The organism is Chryseobacterium sp. CBTAP 102, from assembly GCF_003201365.1.
Classification (GTDB): domain Bacteria; phylum Bacteroidota; class Bacteroidia; order Flavobacteriales; family Weeksellaceae; genus Chryseobacterium; species Chryseobacterium candidae.
This window is the reverse complement of record NZ_QICX01000006.1, coordinates 48945-71071: the sequence shown is the minus strand read 5'-3', so window position 1 is coordinate 71071 and position 22127 is coordinate 48945. Positions and strand designations below refer to the sequence as shown.

General features: G+C 37.6%; 18 protein-coding genes. 7 read left to right on the top strand and 11 right to left on the bottom strand.

Annotated features, from left to right (window positions below; genetic code table 11):
* Nucleotides 1–2: 2 nt before the first annotated feature.
* The 11 genes from C8D70_RS10140 to C8D70_RS10090 all read right to left on the bottom strand — a co-directional run bounded on the left by C8D70_RS10140 (nucleotide 3) and on the right by C8D70_RS10090 (nucleotide 14330).
* Complete coding sequence (locus C8D70_RS10140) at nucleotides 3–2213, bottom strand: RelA/SpoT family protein (RefSeq protein WP_110367232.1); 2211 nt, start codon at nucleotides 2211–2213, stop codon at nucleotides 3–5.
* Nucleotides 2214–2323: 110 nt separating this feature from the next.
* The gene (locus tag C8D70_RS10135; protein ID WP_076594303.1) at nucleotides 2324–2689 is read right to left on the bottom strand and encodes a hypothetical protein; all 366 of its coding nucleotides are present in this window, start codon (nucleotides 2687–2689) and stop codon (nucleotides 2324–2326) included.
* Nucleotides 2690–2903: 214 nt separating this feature from the next.
* Nucleotides 2904–4811: an acetate--CoA ligase gene (gene acs / locus C8D70_RS10130; protein WP_076594304.1), complete on the bottom strand. Its 1908-nt coding sequence runs from the start codon at nucleotides 4809–4811 to the stop codon at nucleotides 2904–2906.
* Between the two features lie 61 nt (nucleotides 4812–4872).
* The gene (locus C8D70_RS10125) at nucleotides 4873–6759 is read right to left on the bottom strand and encodes an AMP-binding protein (protein ID WP_110367231.1); all 1887 of its coding nucleotides are present in this window, start codon (nucleotides 6757–6759) and stop codon (nucleotides 4873–4875) included.
* A 99-nt stretch (nucleotides 6760–6858) separates the two neighbouring features.
* Nucleotides 6859–7218 (bottom strand): response regulator transcription factor, encoded by a 360-nt coding sequence (locus C8D70_RS10120; protein WP_110367230.1) that lies wholly within the window; start codon nucleotides 7216–7218, stop codon nucleotides 6859–6861.
* Nucleotides 7219–7227: 9 nt separating this feature from the next.
* Nucleotides 7228–9930, bottom strand: coding sequence for a sensor histidine kinase (locus C8D70_RS10115; RefSeq protein WP_181416123.1), 2703 nt, complete (start codon nucleotides 9928–9930; stop codon nucleotides 7228–7230).
* On the bottom strand, nucleotides 9923–10117 hold the full coding sequence (locus C8D70_RS10110) for a hypothetical protein (protein WP_062670711.1): 195 nt from the start codon (nucleotides 10115–10117) through the stop codon (nucleotides 9923–9925). The genes C8D70_RS10115 and C8D70_RS10110 overlap by 8 nt, the downstream gene beginning before the upstream one ends.
* Nucleotides 10118–10180: 63 nt before the next feature.
* Complete coding sequence (locus C8D70_RS10105; protein WP_034696261.1) at nucleotides 10181–10408, bottom strand: DUF6814 family protein; 228 nt, start codon at nucleotides 10406–10408, stop codon at nucleotides 10181–10183.
* 43 nt (nucleotides 10409–10451) lie between these two features.
* On the bottom strand, nucleotides 10452–12032 hold the full coding sequence (locus tag C8D70_RS10100; protein WP_110367228.1) for an MFS transporter: 1581 nt from the start codon (nucleotides 12030–12032) through the stop codon (nucleotides 10452–10454).
* A gap of 264 nt (nucleotides 12033–12296) precedes the next feature.
* On the bottom strand, nucleotides 12297–13676 hold the full coding sequence (locus C8D70_RS10095; RefSeq protein WP_110367227.1) for a porin: 1380 nt from the start codon (nucleotides 13674–13676) through the stop codon (nucleotides 12297–12299).
* A 237-nt stretch (nucleotides 13677–13913) separates the two neighbouring features.
* Nucleotides 13914–14330 carry a helix-turn-helix domain-containing protein gene (locus tag C8D70_RS10090; RefSeq protein WP_110367226.1) on the bottom strand — a complete coding sequence of 139 codons (417 nt, stop codon included), beginning with the start codon at nucleotides 14328–14330 and terminating at the stop codon, nucleotides 13914–13916.
* Nucleotides 14331–14490: 160 nt separating this feature from the next.
* Here C8D70_RS10090 and C8D70_RS10085 point away from each other — a divergent pair, with 160 nt between their 5' ends.
* The 7 genes from C8D70_RS10085 to C8D70_RS10055 all read left to right on the top strand — a co-directional run bounded on the left by C8D70_RS10085 (nucleotide 14491) and on the right by C8D70_RS10055 (nucleotide 21895).
* On the top strand, nucleotides 14491–15156 hold the full coding sequence (locus C8D70_RS10085) for a GNAT family N-acetyltransferase (protein ID WP_076594312.1): 666 nt from the start codon (nucleotides 14491–14493) through the stop codon (nucleotides 15154–15156).
* Nucleotides 15128–16324 carry an argininosuccinate synthase gene (gene argG / locus C8D70_RS10080; protein ID WP_110367225.1) on the top strand — a complete coding sequence of 399 codons (1197 nt, stop codon included), beginning with the start codon at nucleotides 15128–15130 and terminating at the stop codon, nucleotides 16322–16324. The genes C8D70_RS10085 and argG overlap by 29 nt, the downstream gene beginning before the upstream one ends.
* Nucleotides 16325–16376: 52 nt before the next feature.
* Nucleotides 16377–17342 carry an N-acetyl-gamma-glutamyl-phosphate reductase gene (argC, locus tag C8D70_RS10075; RefSeq protein ID WP_110367224.1) on the top strand — a complete coding sequence of 322 codons (966 nt, stop codon included), beginning with the start codon at nucleotides 16377–16379 and terminating at the stop codon, nucleotides 17340–17342.
* 261 nt (nucleotides 17343–17603) lie between these two features.
* Complete coding sequence (locus C8D70_RS10070) at nucleotides 17604–18743, top strand: aspartate aminotransferase family protein (RefSeq protein WP_110367223.1); 1140 nt, start codon at nucleotides 17604–17606, stop codon at nucleotides 18741–18743.
* A gap of 275 nt (nucleotides 18744–19018) precedes the next feature.
* Nucleotides 19019–19975, top strand: coding sequence for an N-acetylornithine carbamoyltransferase (locus C8D70_RS10065; RefSeq protein WP_110367222.1), 957 nt, complete (start codon nucleotides 19019–19021; stop codon nucleotides 19973–19975).
* A gap of 68 nt (nucleotides 19976–20043) precedes the next feature.
* Nucleotides 20044–20838, top strand: a complete 795-nt coding sequence (gene argB, locus C8D70_RS10060) for an acetylglutamate kinase (RefSeq protein ID WP_110367221.1) — start codon at nucleotides 20044–20046, stop codon at nucleotides 20836–20838.
* Nucleotides 20813–21895, top strand: a complete 1083-nt coding sequence (locus C8D70_RS10055; protein ID WP_110367220.1) for a M20 family metallo-hydrolase — start codon at nucleotides 20813–20815, stop codon at nucleotides 21893–21895. Before argB ends, C8D70_RS10055 begins: the two co-directional genes overlap by 26 nt.
* The last annotated feature ends 232 nt before the right edge of the window (nucleotides 21896–22127 follow it).

Sequence of the window (22127 nt, the reverse complement as noted above, 5' to 3'; positions counted from 1 at the left end):
GTTTATGATTGTACTCGTCTCACTCTTGAAACTCCGTTAATATTTTTAAGTTTTTTAAAGGTCTCTTCCAGCTGACCTTTATTTTTGACTTCGAGGTTGATATTTCCTGTGAAAACACCATTGTTGGATTCAATAGACATACTTTTCATATCCATCCCCATACTTCCACTGATGACCGTTGTGATATCATTAATCATCCCCATTCTGTCAAGTCCTTCAATTTCAATTTTTACTCTGTTCATGAAGCTTTCCGCATTCACCCACTTGGCAGGAATGACGCGGTAATCATACTGTGCTCTCAGATTGATGGCATTCGGACAGTTGTCACTATGTACCTTTATTCCGTCTGAGATCGTAATAAATCCGAAGATTTTGTCTCCCGGAATTACTGTGCAGCACTTTGCATAGGTGTAGTTAAGTTTCTCTTCATCCTTTCCAAAGACAATCATGTCAAGGTTTTCCTCTTTAAGGTCCTCAAAATGCTGACTTTTATTAGGTGATTTTCTGAATCTTGAAAGTAAGTTATTGAATACGTTTTTGCTTTCTATATATTTTCTCAGGCTGCTTACATCCAGTTCATTACTTTGGAATTTAAGGAAGAGCTCCTGAGATGATTTTAAATTAAAGAATTTTTGAAGTTTATTAATTTCATCATCATTAAAATTGATTTTCGCATGACGAAGCTTTCTCTGCAGGATTTCTTTTCCTTCTTCTACCAGCTGGTTTTTCTGAGAGTTCAGATAACCCTTGATTTTGGATTTGGCTTTCGAAGTCACAACGAATTCCAGCCAATCCGATTTAGGTTTCTGGTTTTGGGAAGACAGGATGTCTACCTGATCTCCGTTTTGAAGAATGTAAGAAATAGGAACCAGTTTTCCGTTGATTTTAGCTCCCAGACATTTCATTCCCAGATCAGAGTGAACAGAGAAGGCAAAATCTAAAGCAGTAGCATTAGTCGGAAGGATTTTAATTTCTCCTTTTGGCGTAAAGACAAATACTTCTTTGGAATATAGGTTAAGCTTAATATTGTCCAAAAGTTCCGAAGTGGAAAGGTTCTGCTGCTGTTCAAGTACTTCACGGATCTCGGTTACCCATCTTTCAAAATTTCTGTCATCAGAACTCTGTTTGTATCCTTCTTTGTATTTATAGTGTGCAGCAACTCCTTTTTCAGCAATTTCATCCATTCTTTCGGAACGGATCTGTACTTCAATCCATTTTTTATCCGGTCCTAAAACGGTTAAATGTAAACTTTCGTATCCTGTGGAACGGGGCTGCGTAATCCAGTCACGCATTCTGGAAGGGTTACTGTGGTATACATCCGTAACGATAGAGTAGATCTTCCACGCCAGGAATTTTTCATTTTTCGCATCAGATTTATAAATAATTCTGATGGCGTAGTTATCAAATACCTCTTCAAAGGAAACCCCCTGTTTCAGCATCTTTCTGTAAATGGAAGAAATAGCTTTAGCACGGCCTTTGATTTTAAAGTTTAAGCCTTCTTCATGAAGTCTTTCGGATACTTCCTTCTTAAATTCTTCGATATATCTTTCACGGCTTTCCTTGGCCAGTTCCAATTTCTCTGTGATCTCGTTGTATACTTCGGGACTGTTATATTTTAAGGAAAGATCTTCCAGCTCAGATTTAATATTATACAATCCAAGACGGTGAGCCATGGGAGCATAGATATACACTGTTTCCGAAGCAATTTTTTTCTGCTTATCCGGAGCCATGCTTTCCAGAGTCCTCATATTATGGAGACGGTCTGCAATTTTAATCAGAATCACCCTGAAATCCTCGGATAATGTCAACAACAGTTTTCTGTAGTTTTCAGACTGCACAGAAATATTCTGGTGGTTCATGATGGAAATTTTGGTCAGTCCATTCACGATATTGGCAATCTTTTCTCCGAATATTTTTTTAAGGTCTTCGTAAGTGTAATCAGAATCTTCAATCACATCGTGCAAAAGCGCACAGGCAATAGAAGTAGCACCCAAGCCAATCTCTGTTGCTACAATTTTAGCAACAGCAATAGGATGGTAGATGTAAGGTTCTCCGGATTTTCTCCTTTGATCCTTATGGGCATCCAGTGCGATATCGAATGCCTTTCGGATGAGCTTATTGTTTTCCTCATCCAATGTTCTGTATGTGTTAGAAATCAGATCCTTATATCTGGCAAGGATCTCTTTATTCTCTTGTTCTAAATCGTAGCTCATTTGTGCGTATGCCTATAATTAGACGAAAATACGAAAATTTTTAGTTTTTTCAAACATAAAAGATCCGCAGTGTACACTACGGATCTTCGGTTATTAGATTTTTATATCGATTAGAATTTCACTTCAGAATTCATACCATCGCTTGATGTTTTGATTTTAATTTCCGGGCTGTTATGAATTTCAGCTCTGTTTCTTGCATCAATATACCTTTTAATCGTATCATAATTGGTTTCATTAATGTTCATATTTTCGAACAGATACGATTTCAATGCTGCATTCTGAATAAATGCGCTCCGTGCAAGGTCAATCTGATTGATATCATTTACAGTAACACTTGCCAGATATTGGGAATTACCGGAACCATCATTAAGGTATATCATGTAATCTGAGTTTTCAAATCCTGAATTTTCCAGATCACTTTCCAGTTTTTTGTAGTCGCTGTGATAATCAAATACTCCAGCTAATATATGTGACATAGTTAATTGGTTTTAAGTTACCCTTAAAGTTACTAATAATTTTCTGATTATCACTGCATTTTAGCCAATAAAATTTGTTAATAAATATTCTGTTTTTAATAGATAAGGGTGATGTTTAAGAATGATTATTTGCTTTATTCTTTTTATTGTTCTATAAATAAAAAGCCCCGAAAATGACTTTCAGGGCTTCTATTGGTTAAAAAATTGATTAGATTTAAATTCTTTCGTTTTTAATCTCCTCTACAATTTCAGGATTTAAAAGCGTACTGATATCTCCGAAATTACTGAAGTCACCCTCTGCAATTTTTCTTAATATTCTACGCATGATCTTTCCAGAACGTGTTTTTGGAAGTCCGGAAACAAACTGTATTTTATCCAGTTTCGCAATCGGACCTATCTGATCCGAAATCAGCTGGTTAATTTCTTTCTTCAGATTTTCTTTGTCACGGCCTTCTCCGGTTTCTTTAAGCATTACATAGCCGTACAACGCATTTCCTTTGATATCGTGAGGGTATCCTACAATTGCGGATTCTGCAACAGCCGGATGCTGGTTGATACTGTCTTCAATAGGTGCTGTCCCAAGGTTGTGCCCTGAAACAATGATCACATCATCTACGCGGCCCGTAATTCTGTAATAGCCAACTTCATCCCTCAATGCACCGTCTCCGGTAAAGTATTTCCCGGGAAATGCGGTGAAATAGGTTTCTTTATACCTTTGGTGGTCGCCCCAGATGGTTCTCGCGATTCCCGGCCATGGAAAACGGATACAAAGATTTCCGGTTACCTGGTTTCCTGTGATTTCATTTCGTTTATCATCCATCAGAACTGGCTGTACGCCTGGAAGTGGAAGAGTAGCATACGTTGGTTTGGTTGGGGTTACAAAAGGAAGTGGTGAAATCATAATTCCTCCTGTTTCTGTCTGCCACCATGTATCTACGATCGGACATTTTTTCTTTCCGACATGATCATTGAACCAGTGCCAGGCTTCATCATTGATAGGTTCTCCTACAGACCCGATCACTTTCAGAGAGCTTAAATCATGTTTGTCTACCCATTCTGTACTTTCTTTGGCTAAAGAGCGGATAGCGGTAGGAGCGGTATAAAACTGAGTGATTTTATGTTTTTCAATCACTTCCCAGAAACGATCTGGTTCAGGATACGTAGGAACTCCTTCGAAAATTACAGTGGTAGCTCCATTCAATAATGGTCCGTAAAGAATGTAGGAATGTCCGGTGATCCATCCGATATCTGCGGTACACCAGTAAATATCATTTTCTTTATAATTAAAAACATTTTTGAAGGTATAAGCGGTGTAAACCATATAGCCGGCGCAGGTATGAAGCATTCCTTTGGGCTTTCCTGTAGATCCGGAAGTATATAAAATGAAAAGCGGATCTTCAGAATCCATAATGACAGTAACGAAATCAGGAGAAGCTTTCTCATACAGATCGGCCATCCAGTAATCTCTTCCTTCTTTCATTGTAATTTCGTTGTGGGTTCTCTTTACAACAAGAACTTTCTCAACTGTCGGTGTTTTTTCAAGCGCATCATCTACAATCGTTTTCAGGTCGAGAACTTTATTTCCTCTGTAGCTTCCATCTGATGTGATGACCATTTTGGCTTCACAGTCATTGACCCTTGATGCAACTGCTGAAGCTGAAAATCCTGCAAAAATAACAGAATGTACGGCACCCAGTTTTGCACAGGCAAGCATCGTAACAGCCAGTTCAGGGATCATTGGAAGATAAATGCAGACTCTGTCTCCTTTTTCAATTCCCATATCCCTTAAAATATTGGCTGTTTTATTAACACGCGTATACAGCTCATGGTAGGAAATATGCTGAGCTTCTTCCTTGGGATCATTAGGTTCCCAGATGATTGCTGTTTTTTCTCCTCTTATGGTAAGATGTCTGTCTATACAGTTTTTGGTAATATTGAGTTTCGCATTTTTGAACCAGGTAATCTTGGCTTCATTCATGTCGTACTTAACAACCTTGCTCCATCTTTGGTACCACACGAAGTTCTGATCCGCTACCTTATCCCAGAACTTTTTAGGATTTTTGATAGACTTTTTATAGTCTTCAAAATATTGTGGTAAATCTTCTATCAGGTAATTTCTCATATCCCTTTTGTTTTTTGAAATTTGAATTTATTATATTTTAAATTTATGTTTAATTTCTGGTTTAAGCCCTGTATTCCTCAATTTTTCCCTGAATTTCATCAATAATTTTTTCATCATCAATGGTGGACGGGATCTGGAAATCTTTGCCGTCAAGCAATGTTCTTATCAACTTTCTTAGAATTTTTCCGGATCTTGTTTTGGGTAAGCGTTTGACAACCATTACATTTTTTAAAAAAGCTACTGCTCCGATTTTGTTGCGAACCATCTGAATAATGTCTTTTTCAATATCTTCTTCAGAGATCGCTGAACCGTTCTTTAAAACCACCGTGGCAAAAGGAATCTGTCCTTTTAAGTCGTCATCAATACCTACCACAGCGCATTCTGCGACATCCGGATGCGAGGAAACAATTTCCTCCATTTCGGAAGTGGAAAGCCTGTGTCCTGCCACGTTGATCACATCATCCACTCTTCCCGTAATGAAAATATAACCGTCTTCATCCTGAATAGCACCATCTCCTGAAAAATAATATCCTTTATACTGAGACAGATAGCTGCTTTCAAAACGGGCGTAGTCTTTCCATATTCCAAGCATCGCGCCGGGTGGGAGAGGAAGTTTGATCACCAGATAGCCTTCATGGTGAGGATCAAGCTCAAATCCGGTTTCATCAAATATTTTAATATCATATCCCGGAATTGGTTTCCCTGCGGATGCTCTTTTAATCTGATAATTTTCATCATGAGTCAATAATCCAAGCATTGGCCAGCCGGATTCTGTCTGCCACCAATGATCTATTGCCGGAACGCCGATATGTTCTGCAAACCAGTCCAAAGTAGCCACATCACATCTTTCCCCGGCCAGAAACTGCTTTTTGAAATGGGTTAAATCGTATTTTTTTACCAGTTCTCCATTAGGATCTTCTTTTTTTATAGCCCTGATCGCAGTAGGTGCTGTAAACATTACAGAGACTTTATATTCTGAAATAATTCTCCAGAAAGTGCCTGCGTCAGGAGTCATGATTGGTTTTCCTTCAAAAATAATAGTCGTATTTCTGTTGATTAATGGTCCGTACACAGAAAAACTATGTCCTACAGCCCATCCGAAGTCTGAAGCAGCCCAATACGTTTCTCCCGGCTCAACACCATAGACGTAAGTCATTGAGAATTGTAATGCCGTGGCATAACCTCCGGTATCACGAACGATGCCTTTAGGCTTTCCGGTAGTTCCTGAGGTATAAAGAAGGTAAAGCGGATGAGTTGATTCTACAGAAACACAGTCTGCGGGAGCTGACTTTTCTACTAATTCTTCATAATCGATTAGCCCTTCAAACATTTCATCCTTATTATCGACCAGTTTTCTGTTGTATACTATAATATTATCTACTTTATCCTGTGCCAGTTCAATTGCTTTTTCTACCAGTGGCAGATAAGGAATTCTCCTGGCGATTTCTACTCCCGCTGTAGCGGTGATCAAAACTTTAGGTTTACAGTCATCAATTCTTACAACAAGCTCATGAGGAGCAAACCCTCCGAAAACCACATTATGAATAACCCCGATTCTAGCGCATGCAAGCATAGCAAAAAGAGTCTGTGGAATCATAGGCATATAAATGACCGCGGTGTCTCCTTTTTTTAATCCCAAAGAGGCCAATCCGCCCGCCAGTTTTGCAATTTCCTCCTTTGCCTGGTTGAAAGTATAGGTTTTCTTTTGATGGGTTACGGGAGAATCATAAACGATGGCAGCCTGATCTCCAAATCCGTCTTCAATGTGTTTGTCAATACATAAGTAACACATATTGAGCTTTCCGTCTGAAAACCACTGTGGGTAATCGTTTTCACCATGGGAAAGAATTTGTTGGGGAAATTCAAACCATTTGATTTCTTCTGCCTGTTTTTTCCAGAAGTCTTCTTTGTTTTCTATACTTTGTTTAAATAATGTATCTGTTTCCATGTCAATAGTTGTATGTTTCGTTTAATATCCTTGTCAAGGTTTTAAACCTTGACAAGGATAAGTAGTTGTGTTATTGCGAGCCGAAGGCGAAGCAATCTCTTAAAACATTTCCTCAATCTGCTGCATCAGTTTCTTAATAGAGTATGGTTTTGTGACATAGGCATCCGCACCCATTTCCAGTCCTTTTTCTATATCTCTGGGATTATTTTTTGCACTCAGAAAGATCACTTTGGTGTCTTTCAGTTTTTCGTCCTGTTTAATAAGATCTAAAGTGCTGTAACCATCTAGGTTGGGCATCATAATATCGAGAAGAATCACGTCCGGTACCATTGTTTTCAGGAATTCAAGGACTTCTGTTCCGTCACGGGCAATATAGACGTCATATCCGTTTTTCTTAAAGCTGTATTCTAACGACATTAATATTTTGTGTTCGTCATCCGCAATGATTATCTTTTTCATAAGAAGGTTTTAATGGTGTTCAACTTCATTGGTAATTTCTTTTTTCGTTTTTTCGGGAATGCTGATGGTGAAAGTTACGCCCAGTCCGCTGTTTTCTGCTTTTATTCTTCCTCCGTGTGCCTCTACAATTTTTTTGGAAATGGCCAGTCCCAGTCCGCTTCCGGTAGGCTTTAAAATATTCTGATTTTTTGATTGATAAAACTTGTCAAAAATCATTTCCAGATCCTCTTCCGGAATATGCTTTCCGGTATTGAAAATGGAGATGGTCAGCTGATCCTCTTTTTTTAATAATTTGGTCTGAATTGTTCCTTGTTCTTCTGTGAATTTTAAGGCATTCCCCCAGATATTCTGAAACAGTTGTATCATTCTCGCTTCATCATATTCAAATATAAACTGATTCAGAAGATTAACTTCACTTAAATGAATGTTTTTCTGCTGTATAAGATGAAGAAGGGGATTTAAGGCTTTTTTATATGTTTCAACAATATTGTTTTCCTGGATATGTAAAGAGATTTCACCATGCTGTAATTTGTCCAGATAAAGAATATCATTGATGATTTCACTTAATCTGTCGGATTCTGTGATGATGTTGTTCAGAAATTCCTGTTTGATGTCAAAAGGAATATCATCATCATCGGCTAAAATTTCTCCTGCAGAGCGGATGGCTGTGATGGGTGTTCTCAGTTCATGGGCAACAGAGTCCAGAAAGTCGTCTTTTTGACGGTCTTTGATGATCAGGCTTTCATTGGCTGTTCTCAGATCATCAGAAAGTTTCTGCAGTTCTTCAGACTGTTCGGTAAGCTTTTTATTTAAGCTGATATTTTCCTGTGATTCTTCAAGGATATTCAAAACTTCTTTCAACGATATTTTATCTTCCTTGGTTACCCCTTCTATCAATATTTTTGCGGAGGCAGTACCAATTCTTCCGGCCAAAAGATTTTCTGAGAATTTGATAAACCTTGAATCAGCAGTTTCCGTTTTGGAATCAATATTATATTTTAAATTGAAAATTCTTAGTGCCTGTTCCGTTTTATTTTTGCCTAAGAAACGTTCCAGAATGTTCTGGATATCCGAAATATAAGCCGTTCCGCGCCAGATGAAAGCATTTTCGTGATTCTGAATATACTTGTCTATATCTACATACAGCTCTGCAAAGTTTCTTTCGCGGTAATTTCCTTTGGAGCTTACAGATACGATTGTAAATAAGCTTGTGTTCACCAGCATCGACCAGAAAAAGATCTGTGGAATCCTTCCCAAAAAAGGAATGGTGAAAAAACCAAAAGCATTATACATTTCCCTGAGTACTCCTTTGAATTCCTGATTGTACGAAAAATAATACTGGGGAATAATCAGCCCGAAATAACAGATGGCTAATCCGGCTAAAAGTCCTGCAACAGCACCTTTATAACTTCCTCTTCTCCAGAATAAAGCTCCGAAAAATGCAGGTGCCAATTGTGCAATCACTACAAATGAGATTAATCCTACCGAATCCAGTGATGTTTTCAGGATGAAATATTTATAGAAGGCAAAAGCCATGATGATCAGTGCAAAAATGCTGAACTTTCTGATATTGGTAATGCTTCTGGTATTTTTTTCTTCATTTTCAGATTTTAATTTTCCCAGTAATCCGTATGGAATGATGAGATTATTGGAAAGCATGATGGATAGAGTAATAGCAGAAATAATAATCATGGAAATACATGAGCTCAATCCGCCAAGAAAAACAAACACGGTAATTAAAGTATTGTCAAAATGCTGTGGAATCAGAATAGAGTAGAACTCAGGGTTTACTTTCTGTCCGTCAAAAATTAATCTTCCTCCCCAGGCAATCGGGAAAATAAATATAGTGAAGATTAAAAGATAAAGCGGGAAAAACCAAATGGCTGTTCTGATATGTTTTTCCTGTCTGTTCTCAACAATGGCGGTGTGGAACTGTCTTGGCAAAATGCAGATTGCTGTGGCAGAAATCATACAAAGAACCATCCAGTTCATCGCACCTTCAATGCCATTGAAGGTGTTTTTTTCTTTAAAATCCTCAAACTTACTGGCTTTCTCATAGATATCTGAGAATCCGTCAAAGACATAATAAATGACAAAAAATCCGAGAATAATAATAAAAAACAGTTTTAAAAAGCTTTCCAGAGCAATTGCCGAGATAATTCCAAGCCGCTTTTCAGAAGCATCTACATATCGTGTTCCGTAATAAGAAGAAAATAAGGCGATTAAAACCACAACGAAAGTTGCGTTATCAGTCAGGATATCCTTCGACATCGGAGTTTCTGTCACTAAGTGAAAGGTTTCAGAAATAGCTTTAATCTGCAGCCCGATATAAGGAACGATCGCCAGAAGACAGACTATAGTGATGATAGCACTCAGGCTTCTGCTGTTGCCGTATCTTAATGAAATGAAATCGGCAAGGCTGCTTATTTTATTGACTCTGGAAATCCTTACAATCCGGGTATTGATGTAAATCCATGCCGGAATTATCATAATAGGACCAATATAAATCGGAAGATAGTTTAGTCCGCTTGTAGCTGCCACGCCAATACTTCCATAATACGTCCAGGCAGTACAATATACAGCAAGGGACAGAGCATAGATATATGGATTATTGATCCATAATTTACTTCTTTTCTTCTCTGCTAAATGAGCAACTAAGAAAAGGAGAGCCAGATAAAACAGAACGACAAAAAATAATGCGAAACTATTCATCATGTCTTTTTACAATTACAAAAGAAATCACAATGGAAATCATCCAGACCACGAAAAGGTAAATAAGGATCATTGGATAGCCCAAAACTTCCCTGTCACTGTTGAAAAGAAGTGAAATAGGAATGCTGAAAGCAATCATGAGCCCTACGCTCAGTATGATAAGTTTTTGTTCGTGTCTTTTTTTCATAAATGATTTTGATAAAAGATAATTGATGAATGACTGCATTCATCAATTATCTGTTTTTTGCTTTTAAATTTTATCGTCGGAATATTCTCCTTTTAATGCATAATATCCGAAAATAGCCATTCCGCCTGAGATAATCGGCATAAGTACAAAGAGAATGATGATCCCAAAAACCAGATCTTCCTGTTTTCCGGATGCGATTTTAGGGATTCCCAATACCGTAATTCCGAAATAGCCTACAATCACCGCAATAGCGATCCAGAGAATGCCTAATATTTTTTTTAGTCCGTTCATTTTAGTAGTTTTAAAATTAATAAAAATTTGAGTGATTCAGTGCTTAATCGTGAAGATTGTTGTTCTTATTTTTAAGATAAAATAATCCGATAATCAAACATACTCCTGCAACTCCAATCGGGTACCAGAGTCCTTCCAGATACCATGTCTCGTGGCCCGCTTCTTTTCCTGTAGTCACCAGATAAGTAGCCACTGCCGGAAGAAGTCCTCCAAATACTCCGTTTCCGATGTGATAAGGTAATGACATTGAGGTATAACGGATTCTCACAGGGAACATTTCAACAAGGAAAGCAGCGATAGGCCCGTAAACCATTGTCACAAAGATCACTTGAATGAATACAAGGAATACCAGATACCATTTGGTGTCGTCACTTAATTGTAAACTTTGAGAAACTTTGGCTTCTTCAGGTTTTCCGTCTTTCATAACAACTCCTGAGGGAGACCAGTGAACGATGCTGTCTTTTTTAATTAAAGTTCCATCTGTATAAAGAGTTTCTTTGTGAAAAGTTACTAAACTGTCTGTTGCGATATCGTTGTGGATCTTTGCCGTTCTTTTTTCTGTAATTCCATTCGCAGCAACTGTTTTATTTTCAAGGTTTACACTTTTAAACATGCTGTCGTAAATAGGTCTGTAAGCTAAAATAGCGATCAGCATTCCGGTCATCATTACAGCTTTTCTTCCGATTTTATCAGAAAGCCACCCGAAGAATACAAAGAAAGGAGTTCCTAAAAACAAAGCGGTAGCCATGAGTGAATCTACCTGTGCAGATTCTACATTCATAACTTTTTGAAGGAAACTCATTGCATAGAACTGACCTGTATACCAGATCACCCCTTGTCCCATGGCAGCCCCGAATAAAGCCAATAGAACAAACTTGAAATTGTATTTATTTCCGAAACTTTCTTTTAAAGGGTTTTTGGAAGTTTTACCTTCACTTTTAGCCTTAGCAAAAAGAGGAGATTCTTTCATATTCTTTCTGATAATGTAGGATACAGCCACCATTAAAATGGAAATCCAGAAAGGAACTCTCCATCCCCAGGTATCAAATTCTTCTGCCGAAAGAGTTGTTTTGGTGATCAGAATAACGATTAATGAAATGAAAAGTCCGGCTGTTGCTGTAGTCTGGATCCATGAGGTCCAGTAACCTCTTCGGTGAGGTTGGGCATATTCTGCTACATACGTAGCCGCACCTCCGTATTCACCTCCTAAAGCAAGCCCCTGAAGTAATCTTAAAATTAAAACTAAAACCGGTGCCAGAAATCCAATAGTTTCATAGCTTGGAATACATCCGATCAGGAAAGTGGAAAATCCCATAATCAGTAATGTAACCAGGAAAGTATATTTTCTTCCGATAAGATCTCCCAGTCTTCCGAAAAATAATGCTCCGAAAGGTCTTACCACAAATCCGGCGGCAAAAGTAGCCAGGGTGGATAAAAATGCTGCGGTAGGATTATCCGCAGGGAAAAATTTGGTCGCTAAAACAACGGCTAAACTCCCGAAGATGTAAAAGTCGTACCATTCTATTAATGTTCCGAGTGATGAGGCAGTGATCACGCTCCAGATGGTGCGGTTTTTCTGCCTGTCGGTCATATTTTCGTAGCTTTCGTGATGATTTTCGCTCATATTGATTAGTTTTTGATGTTAGTAGAATAGGATGTTAATTTGATTTTTTAACCATTAAGGGCTTTAAATAATTAAGTTTAATGCTTTGGGACTATTTCAAAAGTGTCATTCTGAATGAAATGAAATGTAATGAAGAATCTCATGTGTGACTGGTTGTTAGTAAGATTCTTCCTTCGTCAGAATGACAAGAGTCAAATTATTTGAATTTTGGGAATGTATCCCTAATTCATCTTACAATCTTTATTATTCTTAATGGTTTAAGTCTTACAAATAGATTTGAAACTGTACGATAAATTCTCCTTTTGAAGAAGGGCTTTCCGTAGGGTTCGTATAAACCGGTCTTGTTGAATATTGTGTTGTTATTTTAGCATGATGCCCATCTATAAACCAGTTGGCTCCGACATCAAACTGGGATGAAGATTTATCAAAAGCCTCAAAACTTTTGTGCGTATAAGAAGCGAAAGGCTGTATTCTGATTTTTGGCTTTTCTGCCTGGCTTGGTAATAGCAAACCAGCCTGTGCGTAGATAATATTACCTGTCCCGATGGTTGGCTGTAGATTTCCCGGTCCCGCAATGGCTTTATTGCCGATGAAATTAGGATCTGATGCTCCGATGTTCATCGTTCCCAGATTTCTTACATAATTCGGTCCGAAATTGTAATTATAATATCCGGCATAGGCAGAAACGGCCATTTTGTTTTTTGCTTCGCCCAAAGGAATATCCGCAAAAGCATCTACTGCAAAAAGAGTGATATCATGCTTTTCAATGTTTGAATTGACAGAAGTTCTTGTTCCGTCAGCCTGATGATAAAAGCCGGCACCTACATTGAAAACCTTTTTCGTTCCAAGGTAAGATCCTACTTTAAAAGGAAGGGTATTGGACTCTTCATCCAGAAATTGATACTCAACATATCCCGCTTTTGAGAAACTGGGATTTCCGTTATTGTCCACTGCCACGGCTTTTGCAGGATCTGTTACATTCACAGGAATAAGATCTGTAGCGAAGGGTTTATTTAAGCTGAAACGATATTCCAGTTTTCCATACTTTCCTTTAGCAAACATTCCGAGCTGTCTTGCAAACTGATCTGAGTTATCGATTAAAGGCCATGAAAAAACAGGAGAATCTAATGTAAGGAAATTAAGCGTGGATGCCATAGTCATTCGGGAAAGTCCCATGTAATAATGAAGCCCTGCCCCTAAAGATAAACTGAATTTTCCTGCTTCTCCAGGTAAAATAACTGCATATTCATTCCAGGCATCATGAAAAAATAGCTGCGTTTTCTTTCCGTTGCCATAACCTCCTGTGCCTGAAGTACCTGAAGCACCGCCATTAATAAAAGTCTGATTATTAATACCGAAATGGAGTAGAATCATATATCTTTTTGAGATCTGTGCATAGGCTAAAGCACGTAATCTTCTGTTTCCCAGACTCCATGAATTATCGGTGGGTTCACCGCCTACCATAGTTCCGGGGTTCATGGAAGTATTTCTTACCCAAAACTGGTCCCATAAAATAAATCTGACGAATTTATCACCGTTGGGGTTGAGGTTGAGTTTTAAGCCACTGCCATAATCAGGAGAACCTTGTGAGTATACGGAACTGCTGATTAAAGCTAATCCAATGAATGTAAGTAATTTTTTCATAAATTATCAATTTTTGGCGTTGTTTTTTGTGAATACCAAATTGTAATTAATAATTTATTTATGAAAATTTAATATATATTAGTGGTAATAGTATAGTTATTATTTTCCAAACTTTCGGACTTCAGGCTATGGAGTTTTAATATAAATGATTCAAGTGATTGATATTTAATGTTATATTAAATCTTGTACCTTGTATTTCGCATCCTGTAATCCGAAACCTCGCCTTATGCACTACGCTTACTTCTTAAACCGCTCCCATTTAATCAGCATATACTTATCTGCGAATTGGGTAATGATAATTCCTGAGTTTTTAATGTTTTCTTCCTGCGCGATATATTCAATGAGTTCGTTTTGCTTTAATATTTTATAAACAGGATGGAATTCAGAATGGGGAGGCCTTGTGATATTGTATTTTTTGATCCATGAACTTATGGTAACGTGTGAAACGCCGATAATTCTTTCAATTTCACGATAGCTTAGACCCTCCAGATAAAGCTGAAGTGCTTTGGTGACATAGTAATCGTCAATTTGTTTCCCCAGTTTTTTAACGGTAAAATAATATTGACAGTCTTTGCAGTGGAAGCGCTGTTTTTCATTGATGATGCCGCTTTTTACCACTTTGATGCTCTTACATTTTGGGCAGGTATTTTCCATAACTATATTATTTTAGCAAATATATAATAAATTAGCAAATATATATTTTTCAATAAAGATAATTTTACCTGTTTAAAATTTTAAAACAAAAAAAATATCTTTTTTATTTGGATTTAAAAGAAATTATATTTTAAATTTGCCAAAAAATTTAGATAAATAAATGGAAATAGAAATTTCCTCATGCGAACATCTAATGTATGTGAGTGAAATACAGCAGGAAATGTACGATTCTGCACAGCGTAGAGGAACGGGTATCGCAAAACGTTCTATAGAATATTTGAGTAAGAAGATTTCAGAGGGCAATGCTGTGGTAGCCACTGAAAACGGTGAGTGGGTAGGTTTCTGTTATATAGAGACCTGGTCACATGGGAAGTTTGTGGCTAATTCGGGGCTGATTGTGTCACCGAAATTCAGGAACGGGGGAGTGGCAACTCAGATCAAGCAGAAAGTTTTCCAGTTATCTAGAGACAAATATCCGGATGCGAAAGTATTTGGATTAACAACAGGTTTGGCAGTGATGAAAATTAATAGTGATTTGGGATATAAACCAGTGATCTATTCTGAACTGACTCAGGATGAAGAATTCTGGAACGGATGCAAGAACTGTGTGAACTATGAAATTTTAATGATGAAGGAACGCAAAAACTGTTTGTGTACAGCGATGCTGTTTGTTCCGGAAAACGATAAAAAAAAAGAGGAGGTAGTGAATAATCTGCCTGAAAATAAATATGATGGGATGATTCAGAAAGATTTTGATAAATTCCATGTGACCATTAATAAAAATAAAAAGAGTCCAGATGAAAAAGAAAGTCATCTTAGCGTTTAGCGGAGGTTTGGATACTTCCTACTGTGCTAAGTATCTTAGTGAAACACTAGGGTATGATGTGTATGCCGTTACTGTAAATACCGGAGGTTTTTCAAAAGAAGAGGAAAAAGAGTTGGAGAGAAAAGCCTTAAACCTTGGAGTAAAGGAATACAGGTGCGTAGACGCTCAGGAAGATTACTACAATTCATGTGTGAAGTATTTGATTTTCGGGAATGTGTTAAAAAATAATACTTATCCTTTATCTGTAAGTGCTGAGCGTACTATTCAGGCACAGGAAATTGCAAAATACGCCATTGAAGTACAGGCAGATGCTATTGCTCACGGAAGTACAGGAGCGGGAAATGATCAGGTTCGTTTTGATCTGATCTTCCAGGTGATGTGTCCGGATATTGAAATCATTACGCCCATTCGCGATATGGCTTTGTCCCGTGAAGAAGAAATTGAGTTTTTAAAAGATCACGGCTATGACATGGAATTCCAGAAGGCTCAGTATTCCGTAAATAAAGGGCTTTGGGGAACTTCTGTAGGAGGAAAGGAAACTTTAACGTCAAGAAATTACCTTCCGGAAGAAGCTTTTCCGTCTCAAATCAAAGAAACTCAGCCTTCAGAACTTGAGATTGAGTTTAAAAACGGAGAAGTGGTAGGAGTGAACGGAAAAAGCTTTGAACATTCTGTATATGCCATTCAAAAAATAGAAGAATTAGCTTCAGCGTATGGAATTGGCCGTGATATCCATGTGGGAGACACTATTGTTGGGATTAAAGGACGAGTGGGATTTGAAGCAGCTGCAGCATCAGTGATCATCAAAGCACATCATTTATTAGAAAAACATACGCTTTCAAAATATCAGCAAATGATGAAGTCGCAGTTATCCGACTGGTACGGAAACTGGCTTCATGAAGCACTTTTCTTAGATCCTGTGATGAGAAATATTGAGTCTTTCTTGGTAGATTCTCAGAAAACAGTAACGGGGAAGGTATTTGTAACCCTTCATCCATACAGATTTATTCTTAACGGAATTGAATCTGATCATGATCTGATGTCCGACAAATTCGGAAGCTATGGAGAAGCGAACAGAGCATGGACGGGAGAAGATGTAAAAGGATATACGAAGATTGTCAGCAACTCTTTAAATATATACCATCAGATTAATCAAAATATCAACTAGTTCCGAAGGGACGATGTAATGAAAGACAGAACAAAATGCTGTCAGAATCAAAATGAAGAAAACAGTAGGAATCATTGGTGCCAACGGTTATACAGGAAGTGAGCTGATACGCTTACTGGCTTTTCATCCCCATGTGACATTGAGTTTTTTATATAGCCGTTCAAATTCGGGAACAAAAATTTCAGATCTGTACCCGGATTTAACGACGGTTTGTGAAATGGTTTTGACTGATAAACCTGAAGATGTAGATATTCTTTTTCTGTGTCTTCCGCATAAAGAAAGTCAAAACTGGTTAACTCAGAATCCTGTCAAAGATGAAACGCTGGTGGTTGATCTCGGAAACGATTTCCGTTTAGAAGGAAGTTTCGGAAACAGAGATTTTATCTACGGATTGCCGGAAATCAATAAAAAACAACTGACGGGTGCGAAAAGTATTGCCAATCCAGGATGTTTTGCAACGGCGATTCAATTGGCTTTGCTGCCATTAGCAGAAAAAGGAATGTTACATGAAGTCTTTACTACAGGGATTACAGGTTCTACAGGAGCCGGACAGTCTTTGCAGGCAACCACTCATTTTACCTGGAGAAATGATAATGTTTCAGCTTATAAAACATTAACTCATCAGCATGTCGATGAGATTTTGCAGCAGCTGATTTCATTCAACAATAAAGAAGTAAACCTGAATTTTGTTCCATGGAGAGGAGATTTTGCAAGAGGAATTTTTACAAGTTCCACCATGAAGACAGATTGGGAGCTGGAGGAAATAGAAAAATTATATCAGGATTTTTATGCAGAGGAGCCTTTTGTTACCGTAAACAGGAAGGCGGTTGATTTAAAGCAGGTTGTCAATACCAATCGCTGTGTGATTCAGATCGAAAAGAGTGGGAATGTTGTCGTTATTCACTCAGCGATTGACAATTTGTTAAAAGGTGCTTCGGGACAGGCTATACAGAATATGAATCTGGCTATGAACTGGGACGAAAATGCAGGACTGAATTTGAAGCCAATAGCCTTCTAAATTGACAATAAATAATTGAGAATTTTAAACAAGAAGTAAATCCGACTTAGGAAAATGGAGCGTTAAGAAAATTAATTCTATGAACGTTAAGAAAATTCTACTGTTCGAAGTGCGAGGAAAATAAAGAACCGAAGAACCAATTTGGATTTCGCACAAGTTTTAGAATTTTTAGAGAATAGAACTAATTTTTAGCGGAAGTTTCCAGGTCTTGAACTTTTGTTTCTTTTGTTTCAAGACAAAAGAAAGATAAAAAAACAAAAAATGAATTTATTCAACGTATATCCATTATTCAACATCAATCCGGTAAAAGCTCAGGGATCATTTCTTTGGGATGATAAAGGGGAACAATATCTTGATTTTTACGGAGGTCATGCTGTGATTTCTATCGGGCATAACCATCTGCATTATCAGAATAAGCTTAAAGATCAGCTGGAAAAAATTTCCTTTTATTCTAATTCTGTTCAGAATGAATTACAGATTGAACTGGCAGAAAAGCTTGGAAAACTTTCAGGATATGAAGATTACAATCTTTTTTTATGTAATTCTGGGGCGGAAGCCAATGAAAATGCATTGAAGCTGGCTTCATTCCATAACGGGAAAAGCAAGGTGCTTTATTTCTCTGGTTCATTCCATGGAAGAACTTCAGCAGCGGTTTCAGTGACTGATAATCCTAAAATTGTAGCTCCTGTTAACTTTTCAGAAAGATTCATCAGATCAGAATGGAATGATGTACAACAGCTTGAAGAAACCTTTGAGAAATTTGGAAGTGAAATCTCTTCCGTTATCATTGAAGGAATTCAGGGAGTAGGAGGAATTATAATTCCAACACCGGAATTTTTATCTAAAATTAAAGAACTGTGCGGAAAATATGATACCGTTCTTATTTTGGATGAAGTGCAGTCCGGATACGGAAGAAGCGGATATTTCTTTGCCCATCAGGAATTTGGTGTAGAAGCGGATATTATTACGACTGCAAAAGGAATGGGGAACGGATTTCCTGTTGGTGGAGTTTTGATTCATCCTAAGTTTCAGGCGAGCAATGGTTTGCTGGGAACTACATTCGGAGGAAATCATCTTGCCTGCGCTGCTTCAATTGCTGTGCTGGACGTGATGAAAGATGAAAATCTTATCGAAAACGCTCAGAAGATGGGCGAATATATTGAAAATGAAATTAAAGATTTACCACATATTACATCCATCCGAAGGAAAGGATTGATGATCGGAATAGAACTCGACAGAGACTGTTCGGAAATAAGGAAAAGCTTATTGTCTGATCATCATATTTTCACAGGAAACTCGAATGATAAAACAGTATTAAGGATTCTTCCTGCACTCAATATCAAAAAAGAGGAAACGGATCTTTTCATCAATGCTTTGAAAGCAGTATTGAGAAATATCTAAGGGTTGAAGAACAAAGCTGCAAAAGGGTTAAAAAACTTAAAATAGTACACAATACCTGTCATTCTGAATGTAACGAAGTGGAGGGAAGAATCTCAGAATGACAAAACAACCGTCAATTGCTGAGTGAAACGTCCTTGCGAACGAAAAAAGCATCAGTGAAAAGCGTTCCGTTATTGCGTTGAAACTCTCAAAAATGTGTAAACAAAATCTTTAAAATCAATTCAAAATGAAATGGATATTCCATTTGTCCATTGAAAAAAAATAAAAAATACCAAATGAAAAAATTTACCTCTGTAAGTGATGTGGAAAACTTACAGGAAATCATAAAAAAAGCTTTACAGATAAAAGCAGATCCTCTTACCGAAACAGAAAAAGGAAAGGGAAAAACAATCGGACTTGTATTTTTAAACTCAAGTTTGAGAACCCGTCTGAGCAGTCAGATTGCGGCTCAAAATTTAGGGTTGAATGTTTTGACATTAAATGCAGCACAAGAAGCCTGGAATCTTGAATTTGCAGACGGAGCAGTAATGAACGGTGATACAGTGGAACATATCAAAGATGCGATTGAAGTGTTAAACCAATATTGTGATATCATCGCTGTGCGTTGTTTTGCAGGAATGAAAAGCAAAAAAGATGATGTGAATGAAAGTATCTTAAGCCAGTTTGAAAAGCATGCAAAAGTACCTGTTATTTCATTGGAATCTGCTACCCGCCATCCACTGCAAAGTTTAGCAGACTGTATCACCATTACAGAAAACTGGAAAAAAGACCATAAACCCAAAGTGGTATTGACCTGGGCACCGCATATCAAACCTATTGCTCATGCCGTTGGAAATTCTTTCGCAGAATGGATGCAGGAAATGGATGTGGAGTTGGTGATTACAAATCCTGAGGGATATGATTTAGATAAAAACTTCACAAAAGATGTGAAAGTAATTCATGATCAGGATGAAGCGTTGAAAGATGCAGATTTTATCTATGTAAAAAACTGGTCATCTTTTGATGACTATGCAGCAATGCCTGAAGTGAAAGGGGATTGGATGCTGACCAACGAAAAACTAGCCCGCACCAATGAGGCAAAAGTAATGCACTGCCTTCCGGTTCGCCGTAATGTAGAATTGAGTGATGAAGTAATGGATGGAGATTATTCTATCATCTATCAGCAGGCTAAAAACCGGATTTTCTCTGCACAGGCTGTGTTCAGTGAAATTTTAGATGAATTAAAAGCCTGAAATAATCCTTGTCAAGGTTTAAAACCTTGACAAGGATAGAAAAGAGTAAAGATCACAAAACGTTTACAATGAAAGAAAAGTTATACATCATAAAAATTGGCGGAGCTTTAATTGATGATGAGGAATTGTTAACCCAATTCTTAGAACAGTTTTCTGAAATCCAGGAAAAGAAAATCCTTGTTCATGGCGGCGGAAAGCTGGCGACAACGCTGGCTGATAAACTGGGGATCGAACAAAAGATGATCAACGGAAGGAGGATTACAGATAAAGAGACACTGGATATTGTAACGATGGTGTATGCGGGAGGAATCAATAAAAATATTGTTGAAAAGCTTCAGCAGAAAAAATGTAACGCTATAGGCTTTTCCGGAGCAGACGGAAATTTAATTAAAGCTAAGAAAAGAGAACATCCTGAAATCGATTTTGGATTTGTAGGGGATATCAGTAAGAAAAGTGTGAATAGGAAGCTGGTTTCAAAGCTCATGAAACTTAATCTTGTTCCTGTGTTTTCTGCGATTACCCACGACAGAAAAGGAAATCTCTTCAATACCAATGCAGATACCATTGCTTCTGTAATGGCGCAGGCTCTTTCGGAGAAATATGAAGTTGAATTGTTATACTGTTTTGATAAAGAAGGAGTCTTAGAAGATGTAAATGATCCTGAATCTGTTATTAAAAGTGTAACTGAAGAAGATTTTACCACACTAAAAGAAGAAGGAAAACTTCACAAAGGGATTTTACCCAAACTTGAAAATGCTCTTGGAGCTGTAAAAAATAATGTAGAGAAAGTGTTTCTGATCAAAGAAACAGAATTGAAAAACCATATAGAAAATCATCATGCAGGAACTGAAATCTGTTTATAATAAAGAAGAACTGTTGAATAACGCGGTCGGATTGCTTAAAAATTTGATTGAGATTCCTTCATTCAGTAAAGATGAGTTTAATACATCGGTAGAAATTGAAAATTTTTTCAAAAAACATCAGATTCCTGCCAAACGTTTTAAAAACAATATCTGGGCGGTGAACAAACACTTTGATGTTTTTAAGCCTTCCGTTTTACTGAATACACATCATGATACGGTAAAACCCAATAAAGCGTATACGCTGGATCCGTTTGTTCCTGTTGAAAAAGACGGCAAGATTTTCGGATTGGGAAGTAATGATGCCGGAGCTTCTCTGGTTTCTATGGCACAGGTTTTTTTACATTTTTATGATAAAGAGGATTTAAAATATAATTTAGTTATTGCTTTGACGGCAGAGGAGGAGATCTCAGGATTTAATGGAATTGAAGCTCTGTTTCCGCAGCTACCCAATGTAGAACTCGCCATTGTAGGAGAACCCACGCAGATGAATCTGGCGATTGCAGAAAAAGGACTTTTGGTGATTGATGGAGAAATGAAAGGGACTCCTTCTCATGCCGCTCATCCCAATCATGATAATTCAATTATAAAATGTATGCAGGATCTTCAGAATATTTTAGACTTTAAATTTCCGAAGGTTTCAGAATATCTGGGCGAAGTTAAAGTTACTTTATCAGGAATTCACGCAGGAGTACAGCATAATGTTGTTCCGGAGTCTTGTAATTTCACGTTGGATGTAAGGGTAACTGACGAATATTCTAATCAGGAAGCATTTGATATCATCCAGTCTCAGATGAAATCTACTTTAACGGCAAGATCATTCAGGCTGAATTCCTCAAAAATCGAAATGGATCACCCGTTCGTAAAAGCAGGAGTTGAAATCGGAAGGACAACTTACGGTTCACCAACCTCTTCAGATCAGGCAATTATTCCTTGTACATCAGTGAAAATTGGCCCTGGAGACAGTAGGCGCTCTCATACAGCAGATGAATTTATCTATATCCATGAAATAGAAGAAGGAATAGAAATTTACATCAGAATCTTAGAAAAAGTGTTATAAAGAAAGGAAGAATGAAGTGGGAAGCTGGAAGTTTGTTACAGTTTGTAATTCAATTCCGGTCTCCATCCTCAGGCTTCCAGCTCAATATATGTTTTGACCCCGCCCGGCAGGCACTTGAAGTTTAGTTTTTAATAAGATTTATGCAAAAAAGAAAATTAGAAATGAAAGCTTTACATAAGGAAATGTTTTTTTATAGTTAATAGTAATAAGGATTGCCTTGCCGGGCATGTCA

What these genes read in the sequence shown, in the direction of transcription:
- C8D70_RS10140 (WP_110367232.1), bottom strand. Translation starts at nt 2,213, where the DNA reads ATGAGCTACGATTTAGAACAAGAGAATAAAGAGATCCTTGCCAGATAT.
- C8D70_RS10135 (WP_076594303.1), bottom strand. Translation starts at nt 2,689, where the DNA reads ATGTCACATATATTAGCTGGAGTATTTGATTATCACAGCGACTACAAA.
- acs (WP_076594304.1), bottom strand. Translation starts at nt 4,811, where the DNA reads ATGAGAAATTACCTGATAGAAGATTTACCACAATATTTTGAAGACTAT.
- C8D70_RS10125 (WP_110367231.1), bottom strand. Translation starts at nt 6,759, where the DNA reads ATGGAAACAGATACATTATTTAAACAAAGTATAGAAAACAAAGAAGAC.
- C8D70_RS10120 (WP_110367230.1), bottom strand. Translation starts at nt 7,218, where the DNA reads ATGAAAAAGATAATCATTGCGGATGACGAACACAAAATATTAATGTCG.
- C8D70_RS10115 (WP_181416123.1), bottom strand. Translation starts at nt 9,930, where the DNA reads ATGAATAGTTTCGCATTATTTTTTGTCGTTCTGTTTTATCTGGCTCTC.
- C8D70_RS10110 (WP_062670711.1), bottom strand. Translation starts at nt 10,117, where the DNA reads ATGAAAAAAAGACACGAACAAAAACTTATCATACTGAGCGTAGGGCTC.
- C8D70_RS10105 (WP_034696261.1), bottom strand. Translation starts at nt 10,408, where the DNA reads ATGAACGGACTAAAAAAAATATTAGGCATTCTCTGGATCGCTATTGCG.
- C8D70_RS10100 (WP_110367228.1), bottom strand. Translation starts at nt 12,032, where the DNA reads ATGAGCGAAAATCATCACGAAAGCTACGAAAATATGACCGACAGGCAG.
- C8D70_RS10095 (WP_110367227.1), bottom strand. Translation starts at nt 13,676, where the DNA reads ATGAAAAAATTACTTACATTCATTGGATTAGCTTTAATCAGCAGTTCC.
- C8D70_RS10090 (WP_110367226.1), bottom strand. Translation starts at nt 14,330, where the DNA reads ATGGAAAATACCTGCCCAAAATGTAAGAGCATCAAAGTGGTAAAAAGC.
- C8D70_RS10085 (WP_076594312.1), top strand. Translation starts at nt 14,491, where the DNA reads ATGGAAATAGAAATTTCCTCATGCGAACATCTAATGTATGTGAGTGAA.
- argG (WP_110367225.1), top strand. Translation starts at nt 15,128, where the DNA reads ATGAAAAAGAAAGTCATCTTAGCGTTTAGCGGAGGTTTGGATACTTCC.
- argC (WP_110367224.1), top strand. Translation starts at nt 16,377, where the DNA reads ATGAAGAAAACAGTAGGAATCATTGGTGCCAACGGTTATACAGGAAGT.
- C8D70_RS10070 (WP_110367223.1), top strand. Translation starts at nt 17,604, where the DNA reads ATGAATTTATTCAACGTATATCCATTATTCAACATCAATCCGGTAAAA.
- C8D70_RS10065 (WP_110367222.1), top strand. Translation starts at nt 19,019, where the DNA reads ATGAAAAAATTTACCTCTGTAAGTGATGTGGAAAACTTACAGGAAATC.
- argB (WP_110367221.1), top strand. Translation starts at nt 20,044, where the DNA reads ATGAAAGAAAAGTTATACATCATAAAAATTGGCGGAGCTTTAATTGAT.
- C8D70_RS10055 (WP_110367220.1), top strand. Translation starts at nt 20,813, where the DNA reads ATGCAGGAACTGAAATCTGTTTATAATAAAGAAGAACTGTTGAATAAC.